The sequence below is a fragment of the Rothia gullae genome, assembly GCF_024294905.1.
Taxonomy (GTDB): Bacteria; Actinomycetota; Actinomycetes; order Actinomycetales; family Micrococcaceae; genus Rothia.
On the sequence record NZ_JANCOC010000010.1, the window covers coordinates 42,758 to 61,097 of the forward strand.

Annotated in this window: 16 protein-coding genes and 1 pseudogene; 8 read left to right on the top strand and 9 right to left on the bottom strand. The window is 59.3% G+C overall.

The window, feature by feature from the left end; all coding sequences use genetic code 11:
- Window positions 1-236 precede the first annotated feature (236 nt).
- From NML54_RS06900 to NML54_RS06910, 3 genes are all read left to right on the top strand, one after another.
- On the top strand, window positions 237-1,514 hold the full coding sequence (locus NML54_RS06900; RefSeq protein ID WP_254756939.1) for a dicarboxylate/amino acid:cation symporter: 1,278 nt from the start codon (window positions 237-239) through the stop codon (window positions 1,512-1,514).
- 131 nt (window positions 1,515-1,645) lie between these two features.
- Window positions 1,646-2,152, top strand: coding sequence for a PaaI family thioesterase (locus NML54_RS06905; protein WP_049341349.1), 507 nt, complete (start codon window positions 1,646-1,648; stop codon window positions 2,150-2,152).
- 113 nt (window positions 2,153-2,265) lie between these two features.
- Window positions 2,266-2,514 (top strand): hypothetical protein, encoded by a 249-nt coding sequence (locus NML54_RS06910; RefSeq protein ID WP_254756941.1) that lies wholly within the window; start codon window positions 2,266-2,268, stop codon window positions 2,512-2,514.
- A gap of 267 nt (window positions 2,515-2,781) precedes the next feature.
- Here the strand turns inward: NML54_RS06910 and NML54_RS06915 are convergent, their stop codons facing one another.
- A complete protein-coding gene (locus NML54_RS06915) occupies window positions 2,782-3,393 on the bottom strand; it encodes an ANTAR domain-containing response regulator (RefSeq protein WP_070686927.1) in 612 nt (203 codons plus the stop codon).
- 435 nt (window positions 3,394-3,828) lie between these two features.
- Between NML54_RS06915 and NML54_RS06920 the strand changes: the two genes are divergently transcribed.
- Window positions 3,829-4,059: a hypothetical protein gene (locus tag NML54_RS06920; protein ID WP_254756943.1), complete on the top strand. Its 231-nt coding sequence runs from the start codon at window positions 3,829-3,831 to the stop codon at window positions 4,057-4,059.
- Window positions 4,060-4,215: 156 nt separating this feature from the next.
- Window positions 4,216-4,731, top strand: coding sequence for a hypothetical protein (locus tag NML54_RS06925; protein WP_254756945.1), 516 nt, complete (start codon window positions 4,216-4,218; stop codon window positions 4,729-4,731).
- A gap of 124 nt (window positions 4,732-4,855) precedes the next feature.
- Here NML54_RS06925 and NML54_RS06930 read toward each other — a convergent pair whose 3' ends face one another.
- Window positions 4,856-5,905, bottom strand: coding sequence for a glycosyltransferase (locus NML54_RS06930; protein ID WP_254756947.1), 1,050 nt, complete (start codon window positions 5,903-5,905; stop codon window positions 4,856-4,858).
- A gap of 458 nt (window positions 5,906-6,363) precedes the next feature.
- On the opposite strand from NML54_RS06930, the gene NML54_RS06935 reads away from it, so the two are divergent.
- Together NML54_RS06935 and NML54_RS06940 are read left to right on the top strand one after the other, a co-directional pair.
- A complete protein-coding gene (locus NML54_RS06935) occupies window positions 6,364-7,275 on the top strand; it encodes a hypothetical protein (RefSeq protein WP_254756949.1) in 912 nt (303 codons plus the stop codon).
- Window positions 7,276-7,457: 182 nt separating this feature from the next.
- Window positions 7,458-8,381, top strand: coding sequence for a hypothetical protein (locus NML54_RS06940; protein WP_254756951.1), 924 nt, complete (start codon window positions 7,458-7,460; stop codon window positions 8,379-8,381).
- An 86-nt stretch (window positions 8,382-8,467) separates the two neighbouring features.
- On the opposite strand, the gene ftsY is transcribed toward NML54_RS06940, so the two are convergent.
- Window positions 8,468-9,577: a signal recognition particle-docking protein FtsY gene (gene ftsY / locus NML54_RS06945; protein ID WP_044150495.1), complete on the bottom strand. Its 1,110-nt coding sequence runs from the start codon at window positions 9,575-9,577 to the stop codon at window positions 8,468-8,470.
- A gap of 180 nt (window positions 9,578-9,757) precedes the next feature.
- On the opposite strand from ftsY, the gene NML54_RS06950 reads away from it, so the two are divergent.
- Window positions 9,758-11,155 carry an MFS transporter gene (locus NML54_RS06950; protein WP_254756953.1) on the top strand — a complete coding sequence of 466 codons (1,398 nt, stop codon included), beginning with the start codon at window positions 9,758-9,760 and terminating at the stop codon, window positions 11,153-11,155.
- Window positions 11,156-11,234: 79 nt separating this feature from the next.
- Here the strand turns inward: NML54_RS06950 and NML54_RS06955 are convergent, their stop codons facing one another.
- The 6 genes and pseudogenes from NML54_RS06955 to ribB all read right to left on the bottom strand — a co-directional run bounded on the left by NML54_RS06955 (window position 11,235) and on the right by ribB (window position 18,337).
- Window positions 11,235-12,668 (bottom strand): hypothetical protein, encoded by a 1,434-nt coding sequence (locus NML54_RS06955; protein WP_254756955.1) that lies wholly within the window; start codon window positions 12,666-12,668, stop codon window positions 11,235-11,237.
- 284 nt (window positions 12,669-12,952) lie between these two features.
- Window positions 12,953-13,768 carry an indole-3-glycerol phosphate synthase TrpC gene (gene trpC, locus NML54_RS06960; RefSeq protein ID WP_254756957.1) on the bottom strand — a complete coding sequence of 272 codons (816 nt, stop codon included), beginning with the start codon at window positions 13,766-13,768 and terminating at the stop codon, window positions 12,953-12,955.
- A 14-nt stretch (window positions 13,769-13,782) separates the two neighbouring features.
- On the bottom strand, window positions 13,783-15,393 hold the full coding sequence (locus NML54_RS06965; protein ID WP_254756959.1) for an anthranilate synthase component I: 1,611 nt from the start codon (window positions 15,391-15,393) through the stop codon (window positions 13,783-13,785).
- A gap of 299 nt (window positions 15,394-15,692) precedes the next feature.
- Window positions 15,693-16,168 (bottom strand): annotated as a pseudogene (gene ribH, locus NML54_RS06970) (6,7-dimethyl-8-ribityllumazine synthase).
- A gap of 55 nt (window positions 16,169-16,223) precedes the next feature.
- Complete coding sequence (locus NML54_RS06975; protein WP_254756961.1) at window positions 16,224-17,045, bottom strand: GTP cyclohydrolase II; 822 nt, start codon at window positions 17,043-17,045, stop codon at window positions 16,224-16,226.
- An 8-nt stretch (window positions 17,046-17,053) separates the two neighbouring features.
- Entirely contained in the window at window positions 17,054-18,337 is a 1,284-nt protein-coding gene (ribB, locus tag NML54_RS06980) for a 3,4-dihydroxy-2-butanone-4-phosphate synthase (RefSeq protein ID WP_254756963.1), read from the bottom strand.
- Between the last annotated feature and the right edge of the window lie 3 nt (window positions 18,338-18,340).

An 18,340-nucleotide genomic window follows, 5' to 3' on the forward strand; every position in this document is an offset into this window, starting at 1 on the left:
GCGTTTGGTGAGTTTTCCCTCAAAAATTGTGTCCCAAGTCACTATATGAGGTGGATAATAATACGGTTTCCAGATAATATATAACCTTATTATCGCCTCCAGCGTAGGAACCCCCACACCCCGTGTATTCATAGGCAGAACTCTACCCAGAATTCACCGGCAGGATTCACCGGACCGTGAGGGCTCATCCCGCGCTTAACACACTTAACACACAACGATCCCTCATTTAGGAAACTATGAAGGCACTCAAAAAATTACCCCTTCTCGTATGGATTCTCATCGCGATCACATCGGGTGTACTCATCGGCTTGCTGACCCCCGGAATGATTAGCGGCATCAATGACGCAACCGGCGCATCCATCGCCACCGACCTCATTGTGCAGATCTTCGTCTCCTTCTCCACCGTGTTCAGCGCCTTCCTGAGCTTCGCGATTCCGCTGATTATTATCGGCTTCATCGTGCCCGGCATTGGTTCCCTCGCGCAGGGTGCGGGCAAGATGCTCGGCATCACCGTGGGTCTGGCGTACATCTCCAGCATCCTTGCTGGCTTCCTGGCGCTGACCTGCGCACTGCTGCTCTACCCCATCATTCTGCAGGGCCAGCAGCTCGCCTCCTTCGATAACCCCGAGAACGCACTGTCCAAGGGTTACGTCTCCTTCGAGCTGACCCCGATTATGGGTGTGCTGAGCGCACTGATTCTCTCCTTCATCCTGGGCCTGGGTATTACCGCGCTGAAGACCCGTGCGATGCTGAACCTCTTCGAGGACTTCCAGGTCATCGTTGAGAAGATGCTCGGCTACGTGATTATCCCCCTGTTGCCGGTGCATATTGTGGGCGTATTCGCGAATATGACCCTCGCCGGTCAGGTGGCGAAGATCCTCTCCGTCTTCGGTCTTGTGTTCGTCATGGTGATTATTCTGCACTGGGTCACCCTGGCTCTGCAGTACTCGGTGGCTGGCGCTATTTCTCGCCGCAACCCCATCCAGATGATCAAGACCATGCTCCCGGCATACTTCACCGCAATCGGTACCCAGTCTTCGGCTGCGACCATCCCGGTGACCGTGCGTTCGGCGAAGAATGCTGGCATCTCCCCCCGCGTGGTGGACTTCGCGATTCCGCTGTGCGCAACCATTCACCTCTCCGGATCCATGATCACCATTACCTCCTGCTCGGTGGCGGTGCTGTTCATGACCGGTCAGCACCCCGACTTCGGTAGCCTAATCCCCATGATTCTGGTGCTCGGCGTGATGATGGTTGCCGCTCCCGGCGTTCCCGGCGGTGGCGTGATGACCGCAATTGGTCTGCTGCAGTCGATGCTTGGTTTCGATGCCTCCATGATTGCCCTGATGATTGCCCTGTACCTGGCTCAGGACTCCTTCGGCACCGCAACCAATGTGACCGGTGACGCGACCATCGCAGCCCTGACCGAGCGTATCTCCAAGGCAAGCGGCGTGAACCCCGATAAGGAAATCCGCGACGAGGACATCGAAAAGGCAGAAGCTATTTCCGCCTAATCCTCTCCGCTTCCATAGCGTTTTTCAGCCCCGCCTCCCCCTGCAGGAGGCGGGGCTGACCCGTACCCGGAAGCACTCGCAAAAAGCTATCCCGCCCAAAGCAGCAAAAACCGAGGAGTACACTGGAAGTCATGACTGAAAACAACACACAGCACGCACCCGTCCGCGCGGCAGCACCCACCACCCTCACCGCAGAAGAAATCAAGGCGCAGCTGACCGAAAGCGGCATCCCCGAGCACCTGCACCCCTACTTCCCCCGCGGTCTGGGCGAGCTCATCCCCGCCATGGGCATTAAGTTCCAGGAACTCACCGCAGAACGCACCGTCGCGACCATGCCCGTAGCCGGTAACACCCAGCCCATCGGCCTGCTGCACGGCGGTGCTAACGTGGTCCTTGCCGAGACCCTCGGATCGCTCTCCGCGGGTGTACACGGCGGCGAAAACCTCGTAGCAGTCGGCGTGGACATCAACGCAACCCACGTGCGCCCGGCAGTCTCCGGCGTGGTTACCGCAACCTGCACCGCCGTCAAGCTCGGACGCACCCTGTGCATCCACTCCATCGACATTGTGGATGAGCGCGGCCGCACCACCTGCACCGCACGCATCACCAACATGCTAATCCCTCGCCCCACTGCATAATCTACCGCAGCATAAAGTCCTACAACCTGAGCAAGTAGCCTAAAATCGTAGAAGCACGGGGTACACGGCACCCTGCCAACATCCCACCAGAAGGTAAGACCAGAAGGAGCACTATGACCCGCGAGCGCACCCCCTATTTCAAGCGTTACCCGAAGATTGTGCGCGCCAAGCGCATTGTCCTGCCCATCGCAATCGGTGTGATGCTGGTGTGCCTGGTGACCGCCATCAACAACCCCGGCAGCTTCTGGTGGCTGGGCGTGATGCTCGGTACCGGCGGAATGCTCTGGGCTGGTTCCCCCACGGACCGCCCGATCAGCGGCCCGAACAATAACGACGACGATTTGAACCGCTACCTGCGCTAAGCCCGTCTGACGCTGCACCTCTTGCAGCGTTGGGTTGCCTGCAGTACCGGCGTAGAAACGCTCCGACTGCCCCGGCAGGGTGCGAGCTTCAGAAGTTAAACGTTAACGCCCCGTCCCTCAGCTTCATTGTGAGGGATGGGGCGTTAGTGTGTCATGAAAAGGTGCTGGTCAGATTCTGACCAGTTGAAGGCGCATACGGGCGAATCCTAGTCTTCGCCGTAGCGTACGTTCGCACCTATACCGATATGTACTGTGTACGTCTCGTATTTAGGAGAGCTGCTTGATGATGGTGTCGGAAACTTCGCGCATGGACAGGCGACGGTCCATGGAGGTCTTCTGAATCCAACGGAAGGCTTCCGGCTCGGTCAGGTTCATCTTGGTGATGAGCAGCGACTTTGCGCGGTCAACCAGCTTACGGGTCTCGAACTGGTCGCGGATGGTACCAACTTCCTTCTCGAGGGCGCGAATCTGCTCGTAGCGGCTGATTGCCACCTCGATTGCGGGAACCAGGTCGTTCGGGGAGAAAGGCTTGACGACATACGCCATAGCGCCTGCCTCAACGGCACGGTCAACGAGTTCCTTCTGGCTGAAGGCGGTCAGCAGAACGACGGGAGCAATATGCTCCTTCGCGATTTCTTCAGCTGCGGTGATGCCGTCCATAATCGGCATCTTCACATCCATGAGGACGAGGTCGGGGCGGTGCTTCTGCGCTAGCTCGACGGCGGTCTTGCCGTTATCGGTTTCTGCAACAACATCGAAACCCTGGTCCTTCAGAATTTCAACGATGTCGAGGCGAATCAGTGCTTCGTCTTCTGCTACGACGACAGTGCGGGACGGGGCCTGCTCCTCTGCCTGATTTTGAGTGGTCAGCTCTGACATTACTCTTCTCCTTTATCAAATTTGAATCACTTAAAGTCTACAGGAGGGAATAAATGTTCATCTACTTTCTCGCCTTGTCCTGGGTGTGTTATATGCATCCTATGTGCATGTAGGAAGAGTTTTCTGACGCCATTTTGTGGCCCTCCATCAGATTTTGCATCTTAACGCATATTTTTGTTCTATGTTGCTCATAACCACAAAGAAAAACCCTCACAACATATACATACACGGTGAAATTCACAGCCACAACACAGACCCGAAAATGACTCTGACATACACCATCGCCCCTCGGGTTAGACACAACAGTAAGAAACAAAGTATTTATATCGAAACCCCATCACGCGCCACAGAAAGTCGATACACTGAATAGATATTCTCCTCGACTTCTCCGGCACTCACACTTGACCACCCATACTCGATACCCGGAGAGGATTCATGTCAATCACCCGTCAAGCACGTACCCTGTACTCAGACTTCGTCGAGTACAAGGAACTCGATTGCGCCCCGCTGACTTCCATTCACCCCGGAATTCTCGTCGCTTTCGACTCCACCGCGCTTGCAAGCCTCTACAACTACCCAACCCACGTCAGCGACGAAATTCTCCGCATCTACTCGCAGCTGCGCGGACACGCATTCCTCCCCCACCAGGCACTCAAAGAATTCTGAGCAGCACTCGACGGTGCCTCCCCCGTACCCGCCGCCGCAGACCGCGTCCGCTCAGCGCTAGCATCCTTCAAAGAAACCCTGCCCGAAGAACGCAACTCCACCTGGAGCGCACTGCGTTCAGTCACGCACCAGCTGGACCACTCCATCGCGCAGATCATGAGGATCCTCGAACCCACTACCGACACCGGACCCATCAACGTGGCACACCGCGAAGATGACACAATCCTGCCGCTGCTGAACCGCATCTTCACCGGACACGTGGGTGCCGCGCCCAGCCCCGAACGCCACGAACAGCAGTGGCGCGAAGCCCTCGCACAGGGCCACCCACTGCTCGCTAACGCCAACTTTGACGCCGACTTCGCGCTCTGGAAACAATGCGTTGCCGAAGCAACCACCCGCGTGAAAGGCACCGACTGCATCTTCGTCACCGGTGGTGTGCGCGACACCTGGCTGCGCAACGGTCAGCAGGTACGCGCCACATCGGGCGGCGAACCCGTGCGTCAACTCGCGAACCGTCAGCTGCTGCGTGAATACGCTAAGGCAACCGGAGGCGGCGTGTTCCGCATCTACACCGTTGAGGAGATCCTGCGGCTCGCCTCCAACCAGTACGGCGTGACCGTCAGCGACGCTACCTATAATGCGATTCGCGCGGAACAGCCCGTAGCTCTGTAAATTCACCGTGGACAGTCACCGTTGAGAATAATCCCACCACCATTAACCGCGAAAAGCCACATGTGTTTCGAAAAGCCACGTCTTTGGTGGCTTCTCGAAACACATGTGGCTTTTCAGCGGCTAGCTAGTTCTCGCGGCTGGCGCGGTACAGCTCCGCGGCACGCTGCTCCAAGGAATCGTCATCACCCAGAAGCAGATAGCACAAGTACAGGGTGAAGGCGGCGCTGCGGTCAGCGGCGAGCGCGATGGCTCCTTCGCCGGGCTGGGTGCTGAAAGCGATAGCGTCGTGTGCCTGAGGCAGGGCGGCAATCAGGTGCGCGGCGGTTTCGTAGCCATCCTGGTCGCCAAGCAGGGTGACGTGATGCGGCTCCGGGTTCTCGACAGCAGCGCCGGCTTCCGCACGAGCAGCGGAAAAGTTAGCCTTGAGGACGTCCTCAACACGGCTCATTAGCTCATCATCGGGCAGGGTGCGGTCATCTGCGGCAAACGCAACGTGGATGCCGTTCAGAGTCTCGTAGGGGTGCTCACCCGCGAAGTATCCGGCGGCGAGCGCGTAGCCGGTGAGTAGCTGCGCCTCAGGGGCGGTGAAGGTGCCGCGCGCCTCACGCAGGGTGGGCAGCAGAAGCTCAGTCAGGAGGGGGTGCAGGGACTCGGGGGCGTTCGAGATAGCCTCCTGCAGGTAGTCTTCCGCCTCCGCGGTAGGCTCGGTGTTGAGCAGGGTCAGGAAAGCCTCATCGGTACCCGCCCAGCAGCGGGCAATCAGTACGAGGGTCGCAATGAGTGCGAGAAGTTCACGGTAGTTACCCGAACGGTCAGCGCCGAAGGACTCGGCAACAACGCGTGCCAGTATGCGTGCGGCAATGTTCTCGAGGACGAACTCGTCGTAGGCGTTGTCGCCGGGCCAGTTTGCGGGGTCGGGCAGGTAGGTTTCGTCCAGGTATCGCAGCACGGGTTCGAGGGGCACGGGAGCATCCGCAGCGAGGTCGGGGCGGCACTGCTCAACCCAGCTATTCACGATAGCCTCATCAGCGATGCCGGTAGCCTCAGCCAGCTGGGCGCGTGAAAGGCTGTACGGCGCAACGAGCTTGCCGAGGTCATCGCACGCGCCGTTGGAGCGATAGGTGGGCCGGTAGTTGGGGGCGGGAAGAGTTCCGGGGAGGTTGGTGGCTGCCATGGTAGCTCCTTCGCTGAGGTTCGGGGTGAACTGGGTTGTATGGTGTGCGATGCTCAGACCTGTTTGAGGGTCCTGTGCGTCCTTTCTACTCATCTTCTAAATTCAGAATATCCCAGAGCCCCGCATCGTGTGCTGCCCGTCGTCATTACCCGCCCACTAACCGCGAAAAGCCACATGTGTTTCGAAAAGCAACATGTTTGGTGGCTTTTCGAAACACATGTGGCTTCTGGAGACTGCTAAGAAGTGCCCGCCCGCAGGAATTCAAAGAATATATTCCCTCTCCCCCGCACCTAGTTCGACAATTTTTCGCTTACCCCGGGGTAAATCAAAAAATCTCAGCTGCCCTAAATCTCCAACATACATTTGAGACACAGGGTCACTGCACGACCACCAACCCATCTGCCCCGGTGCAGGCCCACGCGGGATGGGGCAGATTCTTCTCATGAGGAGAAAAACTCATGGAGTTTATCAACAAGTACGCACCGATCCTCATCCCCCTGTTCACCGCAATCGCGGGGCTCTTGACGGCCTGGTTCAAGACCCGGACTGCCCGCGCCGAAGCCAAGAAGGCTGAGGCGAGCGCCAACACCGGGGGTACCACGCAGAAGCTCAGCGTCGGCACCATCAACGGCAATGGCAACCGCGTGCACAACACCCACCAGCAGGTAGGCAACGGTTCCGCAGCCATTAGCGGCGACGGCAACCACACCACCATCGACAACAGCCAGCACACGCACAACCATGCATCCTCCAAGGATGCGCAGGCAAGTGATGACGATGCCTTCGGCAACATCGCACTTGCTGTTGGTGGCGGCCTCCTTATCGCGGGTGCATTCATCATCAGCTGGCCCACTATCAGCTGGACCCTCGCAGCCTGCTGGGCTACTTGTCTCGCCCTCGTCTGTTGGCAGGTAAAGCTGCTTAGCACCAAGAGTGTTAGCTCCTCCGCGCACGCCATTCTGAATGTGCTCTACCCTGCTTCCCTGCTGGCGATTGTTGGTGGCGCTTGGTTCACTCTCCTCGGGGCGGGTAAGTACAACATTGCCACCATCTACACCACCATCAGCGGACACTACGAGTCTCACCCTCAGGGTGGCATGGTTGTGCGTTTCATTGAGGCAGTTACTGCGTCATACGGCGCTGCAGGGTTCACCCTGATTATGCTCAATCTGCTTACTGTGGCCTTCCTGGCTGCGGCTTTGTTCCAGTGTTTCAAGTACTCGGTTAAGGCGCTGAACGCACTCTACCGCGGCATTCTCATTCGCCCTTCTGTTCAGGAGGCAAGCATGAGCTTCTTCCTTGCTGTTGTGAGCCTGGTAGCATGCCAGCCTGCACTTGCTGAGCTGATTGTTTCACAGTTCAACAAGTAGCATCCGGTAGGTAAGGTACCGAGCCGTATTCACTCAACTTATCCACATCCCTCTCGCTGAGAAGCCACATGTGTTTCGAAAAGCCACCAAAAACGTGGCTTTTCGAAACACATGTGGCTTTTCGGCGTAATAGCTAAACGTAACACTTGAACATAAATACTCTCATTTGATGCAATTAAAGCATGATTACTAGAGAAGAACTATCAACGATGATACGCACCCGCACCGAACTCATCACCTCAGCTACCCACACGCGAATCACCCTAAGCCACGCTCTCAACCGCGGCGAACTCACCCGCGTCTCAAAAGGGCACCTTCTCCCCACCCAAACCTGGAACAACCTACACCCCAACGACCAGCACTACGTGTGCATCCTCGCTCACCTCAACGAATACCCCGCCAACATCCTCGCCGCACAAAGCGCAGCCATCGCCTGGGGTGTCTCCTCCCTCAGCCCACCACGTCACGTTCAAGTACGAGGAGCCGGAGGCGGCCGCCGAGAAAACATCCAGCGCATCCAAGACACCCTCACCGCGGACAGCCCCATCGTGTACACGCCCGAGGGGATCCCCACCGTCACACCGCTAACAGCTATCACCACCTGCGTGAAAACCCTACCCTTTCGCGACGGGCTCATACTGGCCGAAAGTGCCCTTCAGCGCTTCGCTCCGGAACCGGATATGCTCACTTACGAAGAGCTCAAGAAAGAACTCTCATCTGCATCTGGCCGCGGGTGCCGAACCGCCCGCCTCGTCGGACATGAGCTCAGCCCACACTCAGAATCCGTTGCTGAAACCTGCATGCGGTTACTTCTCGATGACCAGGGAATCCGATACAAGCAGCAAGAAACCATCATCTGCGAAGGTCATGCCTATCGAGTGGACTTTCTGCTACACGCCACTAGCCTCCACGGCAGGCCCGTCATTCTGGAGGTAGACGGCAACGTCAAATACAACGCTAAAGAGGACCTGGTTCGGGAGAAAACCCGACAGGATCGGCTACTCCACGCCGGGTATGCCGTCGTCCGTGTTTCTGCCAAGGATGCTATTTACCGTCCGAGGCGGGCCTTGCAGGTGCTGCGTACTGCTGGGGTACCCCAAATTTAACCGCGAAAAGCCACATGTGTTTCGAAAAGCCACGTCTTTGGTGGCTTCTCGAAACACATGTGGCTTCTCGGCGGAGTATGAGGATGTTAGTCCAGCAGCGCGTCCACGAATGCTTCCGGGTCGAACGGCGCCAGGTCGTCCGGGCCTTCACCCAGGCCGATGAGCTTGACGGGAACGCCGAGCTCCTCCTGAATAGCGACCACGATGCCGCCCTTTGCGGTGCCGTCGAGCTTGGTCAGCACGATACCGGTGACGTCCACGATATCGCCGAAGACCTTCGCCTGAACCATACCGTTCTGGCCGGTGGTCGCGTCAATGACGAGCAGAACCTCGGTGACCGGCGCTTCCTTCTCGATAACACGCTTGATCTTGCCAAGCTGATCCATCAGACCGGACTTGTTCTGCAGGCGGCCCGCGGTGTCCACGAGCACGGTGTCAACGCCCTGCTCCTTGCCAGCCTTCACGGCATCAAACGCGACGGATGCGGGGTCGGCGCCTTCCTTCTCAGAACGCACGGTCTTCACACCCACGCGGTCACCCCAGGTGGTCAGCTGCTCAGACGCGGCCGCACGGAACGTATCCGCGGCACCCAGGAGCAGGGTCTGACCGTCAGCGACCATCACGCGGGCAATCTTGCCGACCGTGGTGGTCTTACCGACGCCGTTCACGCCAACGACCAGCACCACGCCGGGGTTGCCGTCGCTGCCAGCGGTCTTCAGTTCGCGGTCCATATCGGGGCGAACAATCTTCACAAGCTCTTCGCGGAGCATCTTCTTCACGGCGGCGGGGTTGCTCGTACCCTCAACGCGCACGCGCTGCTGCAGCGCCTCCACCAGGCGGGTGGTCGGCTCGGAGCCGAGGTCGGCGAGCAGCAGGGTTTCCTCAACTTCGTCCCATACGTCCTGGTCGATGCGGTCGCGGGAGAGCAGAGCCAGCAGGCCCTTGCCAAGCATATTGTTGGAGCGTGCCAGGCGGGCGCGCAGGCGCACCAGGCGACCCGCGGACGGGTCGGGCATATCAAGTTCAATAGCGCGAGGTGCCGAGCTTTCGGGTTCTTCCGCCGATCCGCCGGAGGCTTCTGCCGCCTCCTGACGCAAAGACTGCAGGTTCGCGGTCTTCTTGGGTCGGCGCAGAACGGCGAAAAGTACACCGGCGATAACCAGTACACCCAGCACGATTGCGCAGATTATCATCATCGTTTCATTCACACTACTAGCTTACCGGTTTGGGCGGTTTGGCTAGTCAAGGTTACGCGCATGCCCGGCTGTCGGCGGAGTAGACTGGAGACTGTTAAGTTTTTTAGCCGAGCACATGGTTGGTGGTTACGGGTGGAGCCTGTAACTGCCGCACGGCACCGCACGATTTCGAGGATGAGCATGAGGAACCCTGCCACAACACCGCCTGTTTTTGACCCGCACACGATTGATCCGAACCGTGTGCCGACCGGTTTGAAGGTGCTGATTGCTGCGTCGTTCATGATTGCGGTGGGTTTTGGTTTGGTGGCACCGGTGCTACCGAACTATGCGCAGAATTTTAATGCGACGGTCACGATGGCGACGATGGTGGTTTCTGCGTTGGCGATTACGCGCCTGATTTTTGCACCGTCGGCGGGTCAGCTGATTACCCGGTGGGGTGAGCGTCCGGTGTACACGATTGGCATGCTGATCGTGTCGGCGACGTCGTTTATGATTGCGTTCGCTTGGGATTATTGGGTGCTGTTGGGTTCGCGCGCGGTTGCGGGTATCGGTTCGGTCATGTTCACGGTCTCTGCGATGGGTCTGCTGGTGCGTTTGTCCCCGGCGCATATGCGTGGCCGTATTTCAGGCTACTATGCGACGGCGTTCCTGTTGGGTAATCTACTGGGCCCGGTGATTGCGAGCGCGCTGGCACCGTTTGGTATGCGTGCGACGTTCATTATGTATGGTTTTTCGTTGCTGACGGCGGGCCTGATTGTGTGGTTTTTGATGCCGTCGCAGGCGGCGCTGGAGGCGGAGCGTGACGCGATTATGGAGGCGGCGCTGCTGGCTGAGGGTAAGGGTACCGGAGTGTTGCCGTCAGCGGCGCCCTCCCCCGCTGGTGCATCCGGTAAGGGCGCTAAGCCTGAGTCTTCTTCGGGTAAGAGTGACCTGCCTGCGATGACGGTTCGTGACGCGTTGAAGTTCTCGAATTACCGTTCTGCTTTGGTTTCGAACTGGGCGATTGGCTGGTCGGTGTTTGGTGTGCAGTCGTCGATTATTCCGTTGGCGGCGGCGTATTTGGCGACTGGTGGCGATATGTCGAATTCGGTGGCGGCTACCCTGTTAGCGTCTTTGGCGATGGCGACAAACTCGTTTGGTAATGCGTTGACGCAGACGTTCTCGGGTCGTTTTTCGGATCGTTTTGGTCGCCGTGTGATGGCGTTTTCGGGTCTGCTGTTGGCGGGTTCTGCGGTGACGTTTATGGGTTTCGCGCCGGTGGCGTGGGTGTTTGTATCGTTGACGGCGTGTCTGGGTATTGGTGCGGCGTTTATGGGTCCGTCGATTCAGGCTGCGGTGTCTGATGTGATTGGTACTCGCCGTAGTGGTGGCCAGGTGTTGGCTGTGTATCAGATGTGTAGTGATTTTGGTATGATTTTGGGTCCGCTGGTGGCTGGTTTGATTGCAGATACGTGGGGTTTTGTTCCGGCGTTCATTGTCAGTGGTTTGTTGTTGGTGGCGGCAGCGTTTACGTGGGCGCCGTTCCGTAAGGCGCGCTGGCCGAAGGATATTGCGGACGCGGACTATACGGGCCGCTAAAGCTCCCTCTAACGTGGAAAGCCGGTGCCCGGTTCCTGCTATTGGCAGGACCGGGCACCGGCTTTTTACCATTTGATATTTAGGGAACGAGCACAATATGCCTAGTAATGAGCATATTACCCCACAGCACAATCACCCATCCTGCAGACATAAGAATGCTCAAAACCACCAGGGCTGGGCGGTACCATCGGCTCTTCGGCAGATAGGAAGCAACCAATAGAGAGAGCGGGAACAGCGGCAGCAGAATACGCACGGTGGATGAGATCGGGAGCCAGAAGACGAAGAGGTACCCGGCGTAGCTAGCCGTCCACAACCACATCGCCGGGTGGATGAGAGTTCGGCTCAACTTATTGGAAATCCACCAGTAGAAACCCACTATCAACGCGGCAAAGAGTAGCGCAAGAACAACCTTAGGGACCGCACCCGAGAGATCTCGATAGATATGGTTTACCCATTGAATGAAGTATTGGTGTCCATCACTAGGCTTACGGTTACTCCATCCCAGCTCCGTTGCGAGATACGCATCGTGACGTCCCGTATAAAGAGCTGCATACAAAGGATGCGCAAATGCGAAAGAGCATACCAGCAAGGCACCAAGGAGCTGACCGAAGCGCCCACGGAATGCTGCCCAGGCATCGGATAGCGCAGAGTGCGATGCATCCTCGATACGACGGCGACGGTAGTCGTTCACCGTACACCACAGCCACCACAGACCCACGAACGCACCCAGCGGTACACCAACCGGGCGGGACAGCGCCGCTAGAAGCGCCACAGGCAGAAGCAATACATACCGACCCCGGAGTACACACCATACGCTCAAAGCAAGTAGCAGAGTCGAAAGAGCCTCCGCATAACCGGTTACAAAGATTGGGCTAGCCGGGCTCAACGCGTACACAGCCAAACCCCACAATGCGAGCCGGCTGCGAGATTCATCCCCCACCAACGCACGAGTATCAAAAACACCGCGAGCATGCCAGTTCAGCGAGCCAATGAAGAGACGATAAAGCACCACAGCCAGCACAAACCCAGCAAAAAGGCTCACAACCAAGGAAGCGATAGGGAACCTAATGCCGAATATGTTTGATATTCCACCGCCAAGAAGAGGTTGCAGAGGGTAAAAGGCCCAGTTGTTAAAATCGACCGAACCATTGGTACGAATAGGTAGCTCATGCGGATACCAGTTGGCGTAGATACGACCGTAGAAGGTGGCATCCCAAACATTCAGATAACCCGGGAAATCTATATCTAGGGGTGTTTCAGGCGTAGGATGACGCTTATGCTGGGCATAAGCTAATGCAAAAAATCCCAAGTGGAAGATACAAGCCACAGCCCATATCAGCAACGCCGCCGCCCACGTACGGCGAGCAGGTAACAACTTTTGTTCAGAAGAAGCGTCAGCTTCAGAAGATTTATAACCCCGATCCTCAAGAACAGGGACAGGACCAGTCAGAAAACCAGAAAAAAGCTTAGAAAAGACAGCGGACGGAGCAATTCGTCCAAGATATTTGCTCATAGTATTCTCAATGTGTCAGTGTGGGTGATAATTGGCATCTCAATCATTTCAGCTCTCCATCAAGACAGACAGCATGCACTATACAGCCGGATATACAGTGCATTTTAGTGAAATGTCCCCCATAGAATACCAGCCACTACTCCCCCAGGCACGTATAACAAACTCTCCACATGTAATCTACCCATAGATTTACATCACAGGGCACCTGGTGGCTTGTTAAAAGACCGCAGAAAAGCCGGTGCCTGCGAGGGAGCAGACACCGGCTTCACAACCAGAGAAAACCTTTATCGGGTCACAGGCACCTTGGAGAATTCACGCACGGTACCTTCGGGGTCGCCGGAGCGAACCAGTGCTTCACCGATGAGAATCGCATCGGCACCGGCGCTGGCGTAGGCCCGCACGTCTTCGATGCCGGCGACACCAGACTCAGCAACCTTGATGACAGATTTGGGCAGGTGCGCTGCGAGGGATGCGTAGTGTTCGTTGTTGACTTCGAGGGTCTTGAGATTACGCACGTTGATGCCGACGATTTTGGCGCCGATGCGCTGGGCGACCTCGATTTCTTCGGGAGTGTGGGTCTCGACGAGGGCGTTCATGCCAAGCGACTCGGTGAGCTCCAGGAACTCGCGCAGGGTCTGCTCGTCAAGGGCCGCCACAATCAGTAACACCAGGTCAGCACCGTGTGCGCGTGCCTCCCAAATCTGGTACTCGTCGACGGTGAAGTCCTTGCGCAAGACGGGGATGTTCACAGCGGCGCGCACAGCGTCCAGGTCGGCGAGAGAGCCGTTGAAGCGGCGCTGTTCGGTGAGTACCGAGATCGCTGCGGCGCCACCTGCCTCGTAGCGTGCGGCGAGCGCGGCGGGGTCGGGGATTTCGCCGAGCGCACCCTTGGACGGTGAGGAGCGCTTCACCTCAGAGATAATGCGTGCGGTCGTGCCGTTGCCGCCGCCGGGTACCTCACCGCGTAGGGAGGCGAGTGCGTCGCGGGCAGGTGCAGCTGCGAGGGCGCGCTTCTTCATTTCTTCGAGGGAAACCTGCTGTACGCGGGCGGCGAGGTCTTCGCGGACGCCGACAATGATCTCGTCGAGAACGGTGCTCATGGTGTCTCCTTGGGTTACTTGGTGGCGTTGACGGCTGCGTCTGCGTCCAGGGGCGCCAGGCCGGAGGCGGTCAGCACGGCGCGCAGCGGGGCGGCGGACTTGTTGACGGTTTCGAGGGTTTCGGAGTCCGGGTTGGAGTCCATGACGAGTCCTGCACCTGCCTGTACATAGGCGGTGCCTTCCTTGAGGACGGCGGTGCGGATGGCGATTGCCATGTCCATGTTGCCGGCGAAGTCGAAGTAGCCGCATACGCCTCCGTAGACGCCGCGGCGGGTGGGTTCGTATTCGTCGATGAGCTGCATGGCACGCGGCTTGGGCGCGCCGGAGAGGGTGCCCGCCGGGAAGGCGACACGCAGCACGTCGTAGGCGCTGAACTGCGGGTCGAGTTCGGCGCTGACGGCGGAGGAAATGTGCATGATGTGGCTGAAACGCTCAATGATCATGAACTGGTCGACGGATACGGTGCCGGGCTTGGCGATGCGTGAGAGGTCGTTGCGTGCCAGGTCGACGAGCATGAGGTGTTCGGAGCGTTCCTTTTCGTCGGCGAGCAGTTCCTCGGCGAGTGCGAGGTCTTCTTCGCGGGTTGCACCGCGCGGTCGGGAACCGGCAATGGGGTGGGTGCTGGCGATGCCGTCCTTGAGGGTGACGAGCGCCTCCGGGGAGGAACCAACGACGTGGAAGGGGATGCCGTTGCTGTCTTCAAAGTTGAAGAGGTACATGTACGGCGAGGGGTTGGACTGGCGCAGTACACGGTACACGTCGAGGGGCTTGGCGTTGGTTTCGGCTTCGAATCGGCGTGAGAGCACGATCTGGAAGACGTCGCCGTCGATGATGTTCTTCTTGGAGCGGTCGATGGCGTCCTTGAAGCCCTGTTCGCTCCAGGTGAGGGTGACGTCTTCGCGGACCTTACGGTCAACGTCTGCCACGCCGGAGAGAGTGGAGGTGGTTGCGGCGGCGCCGCGCTGCAGGCGGCGGAGCATGCTGTGCAGGCGCGCGACGGCATCCTCGTAGGCGCCGTCAACGTTTTCGCTGGTACCGTTGAAGTTGATGGCGTTGGCGACGAGCAGGACGGTGCCGTCCTTGTTGTCATGGATTGCCATGTCGGAGACCATGTTGAGCGCGAATTCGGGCAGGTTCACGTCGTCGGCGGGCGGGAAGGGCAGGTGCTCCCAGTGGCGTACGACATCCCAGCCGAGGTAGCCGACCAGGCCGGAGGTGAGCGGCGGCAGGGTCGGGTCGGGTTCGGTGTAGAGCATCTGCAGGGTCTTTGCGATGGCTTCTACGGGGTCGCCGTCGACGGGTGCGCCGGCGGGGGTGCGGCCCTGCCAGTGGACTGCGCCGTCAACGGTGGTAAGGGTGGAGCGGGAGGATGCGCCGATGAAGGAGTAGCGGTCCCAGGCTGCGGATTCGCCTTCTGCGGAGATTTTGGCGGATTCGAGCAGGAAGGTGCCGTGGGCTGCTTCGACGGGTTCGCCCTGGTCGTTTTGGAGTACAAGGGATCGGTAGATGCCGATGGGGGTGAGTGAGTCGGCGAGGATTTTGATGTGTACGGGAATGACGCGGGTGCCGGCTGCGCGAGCGCGGAATTCTTCGAGGCTGGGGGTGATGGTGCCCAAATCCTGCATTGCTGTACTCCTTGGTGTTGGGTTGGGAGCGCGTCGGTGCGCTGTGTCCCTTAGCTGCCGCGCGGGGTTTTTACCGGTGCATGCGGTTTTACCGGTACATGGGGGTACCGGGACATATGTGCCGGTGTGTATCTCTCTGGCGCATACCTGCCAGATTCAGATACACCCGATAATGCCTGATAAATCCCGGTAAGCCTGGTGCGCGGGTTGTTTCAGTTTAACCGGTGCTACGGCCCAGTTTCACGGTGAAGATCCAATAGTTCTCTTCGTAAAACTGAGCCGCGTACCGTTCAGCCGTGTTAGTTGCTGAACTGCTTGAGGGTTGCTGCGGTCTGCAGTGCCGCTGCGGTCGCCTCGTAGCCCTTGTCTTCGTTGGAGCCTTCCAGACCTGCGCGGTCGAGTGCCTGCTGCTCGTTGTCGCAGGTGAGCACACCGAAGCCGATGGGGCGGCCGGTCAGCACGGACACGTCGGTCAGGCCGTTGGTTGCGCCCTGGCAGACGTAGTCGAAGTGGGGGTGCCGCCGCGGATGACCACGCCGAGCGCGACGATTGCGTCGAACTTCTCAGCGAGGCGGGTTGCTGCGACGGGCAGCTCGAAGGTGCCGGGAACGCGCACGAGGGTCGGCTCGATACCTGCGTCGCGTGCTGCACGCTGCGCGCCGTCGATAAGGCCGTCCATGACCTGGGTGTGCCAGCTTGCCGCTACGATTGCGAGCTTGAAGCCCTTGTAGTCTTCGGGGTTGAGGGTGGTGTCTGCTGCGCCTACGCCGCTCATTGTGTTCTCCTTGTGGGGTTTGGGTTATTGAAAAGTTTAGTTTGTAGGGGTGCCGCTACGCGCTTTTGAGTACGTGGCGCATACGCTCACGCTTAGTCTGCAGGTAGTGTGCGTTCTCGACTCGGGCGGGAATTTCGTCCGGGATGAGTTCAGTAACCTGCAGGCCGAGGCTTTCGAGCGCCTCCTGCTTGGCGGGGTTGTTGGTCACGAGCCTCAGCTCGTTCACACCGAGTTCCTGCAGGATCAGTGCCGTCTGCGAGTAGTCGCGCATGTCGCCGTCCAGGCCAAGCGCCAGGTTCGCGTCGAGGGTGTCGAGCCCGGCATCCTGCAGCGCGTAGGCGCGGAGCTTGTTAACCAGGCCGATGCCGCGTCCTTCGTGGTTGCGCATGTAGATGAGGTACCCGCCGGTGCGGCCAATGATGCGCAGGCCGTTCTCCAGCTGGGGTCCGCAATCGCATCGGAAGGAACCGAAAATGTCGCCGGTGGCGCATTCGGAGTGGATGCGCACCGCGGGCGCTCCCCCGTCCTCGGCGGGTACGGGGGTACCGTCACGGTCGAGGGCTCGGGCGCTGATGTGCTCGGCACCGTCTGCGAATCGCCAGGCGCGCAAACCGAACAGGCCCTGCGGGGTGGGTACGGCGACCTCTTCGGTGCTTTCGACCAGCAGCGGGCTGGGGTTGGGCACCATGTCGAGGGGGCTGACTCGGTAGCCTTCAGCGAGCTGGGAGGCGATGCGCAGGGATTCGGTGCTGAGCTCTTCAGCCTGTGCCTCAACCGGCTCGGCCAGGGTGCCCGGCTCTGCCAAGGTGACAGCCGCGGGGTTGCTCAGCTCTGCGGGGCTGCCCGGCGTTGCCTGGGTGTTAGGGGTTTCGCTCATGCGTTCGCCTACGCCTTAGCTACGTACTTGATGAGGTCTTCGATAGAGATCATGGGCAGGTTGTGCTCGGTTGCGAAGGCGCGCAGTGCGTCGAAACGCATCATGGAGCCGTCGTCATTCACGACCTCGGCGATAACGCCCACGCCAGACAGGCCCGCCGCGAGGGAGAGTTCCACTGCGGCTTCGGTGTGGCCGGGGCGTTCCGCCACGCCGCCGTCAACGGCGCGCAGCGGGAAGATGTGGCCGGGGCGGGTGATGTCCGCCGGGGTCGAGGATGCATCCGCGAGGATCTGCACGGTGCGTGCGCGATCTGCCGCGGAGATGCCGGTGCTCACGCCGGATGCCGCATCGCAGGAGACGGTGTATGCGGTGCCCTTGGGGTCCTCGTTGTTGGTGACCATGGGCGGCAGGTTCATCTCGTCGGCACGCTTGTTGCTCAGGGGTGCGCAGACCACGCCGGAGGTGTAGCGGATCATGAAGCCCATCAGCTCGGGGGTTGCGTGCTCGGCGGCGAAGATGATGTCGCCTTCGTTTTCGCGGTCTTCGTCGTCGACGACGACCACGGCGCGACCTGCGGCGATAGCGTCCACTGCGGTCTGCACGCTGTCGAGGACGCTTGCGGCATCGGCGCGACGAGTCGCAACCTGCTCAGAGGAAGATGCCTGGGGCACGCCTGCGAACGCGGTCAGACGCTGCACGTACTTAGCGAGCGCATCGGTCTCAAGGTTCACGCTGTCGCCGACCTTGAGGGCGCCGAGGTTGGTTGCCTTCAGGGTTTCGGGGATCAGGCCGACCTCGAACCATGCGGGGGTTTCACCGGGCTCAGAAACGGCAGTGACGGTCAGGGACACGCCAGAAACAGCGATGGAGCCCTTCTCAGCAAGCAGGGGTGCCAGTTCAGTGGGCAGGTTGAAACGCAGGGTGCTCCACGCCTCGTGCGCGGTGACGGATGCGAGGGTACCCACCGCATCCACGTGGCCCTGCACAACGTGACCGTCGAGGCGGCCACCGGCGGGCAGGCAGCGCTCCAGGTTGACGGTGTCACCGGGGTTCAGGTTGCCGAGGTTGGTGCGGCGCAGAGTCTCACCCATCGCGTAGGCGCGGAACTGGCCGGGCTGCAGCTGGTCGAGGTCTATAGCGGTGAGGCATACACCGTTGACGGCGAGGGATCCGCCGTGTTCGAGGTCGGCGACAATGTCACCGGCATTGAGGGTCAGGTAGGCTGCGTCGCTACCTTCGATGGGGGTGATGGATTCTACGGTGCCGAGGGCGCCAATGATTCCGGTAAACATGTG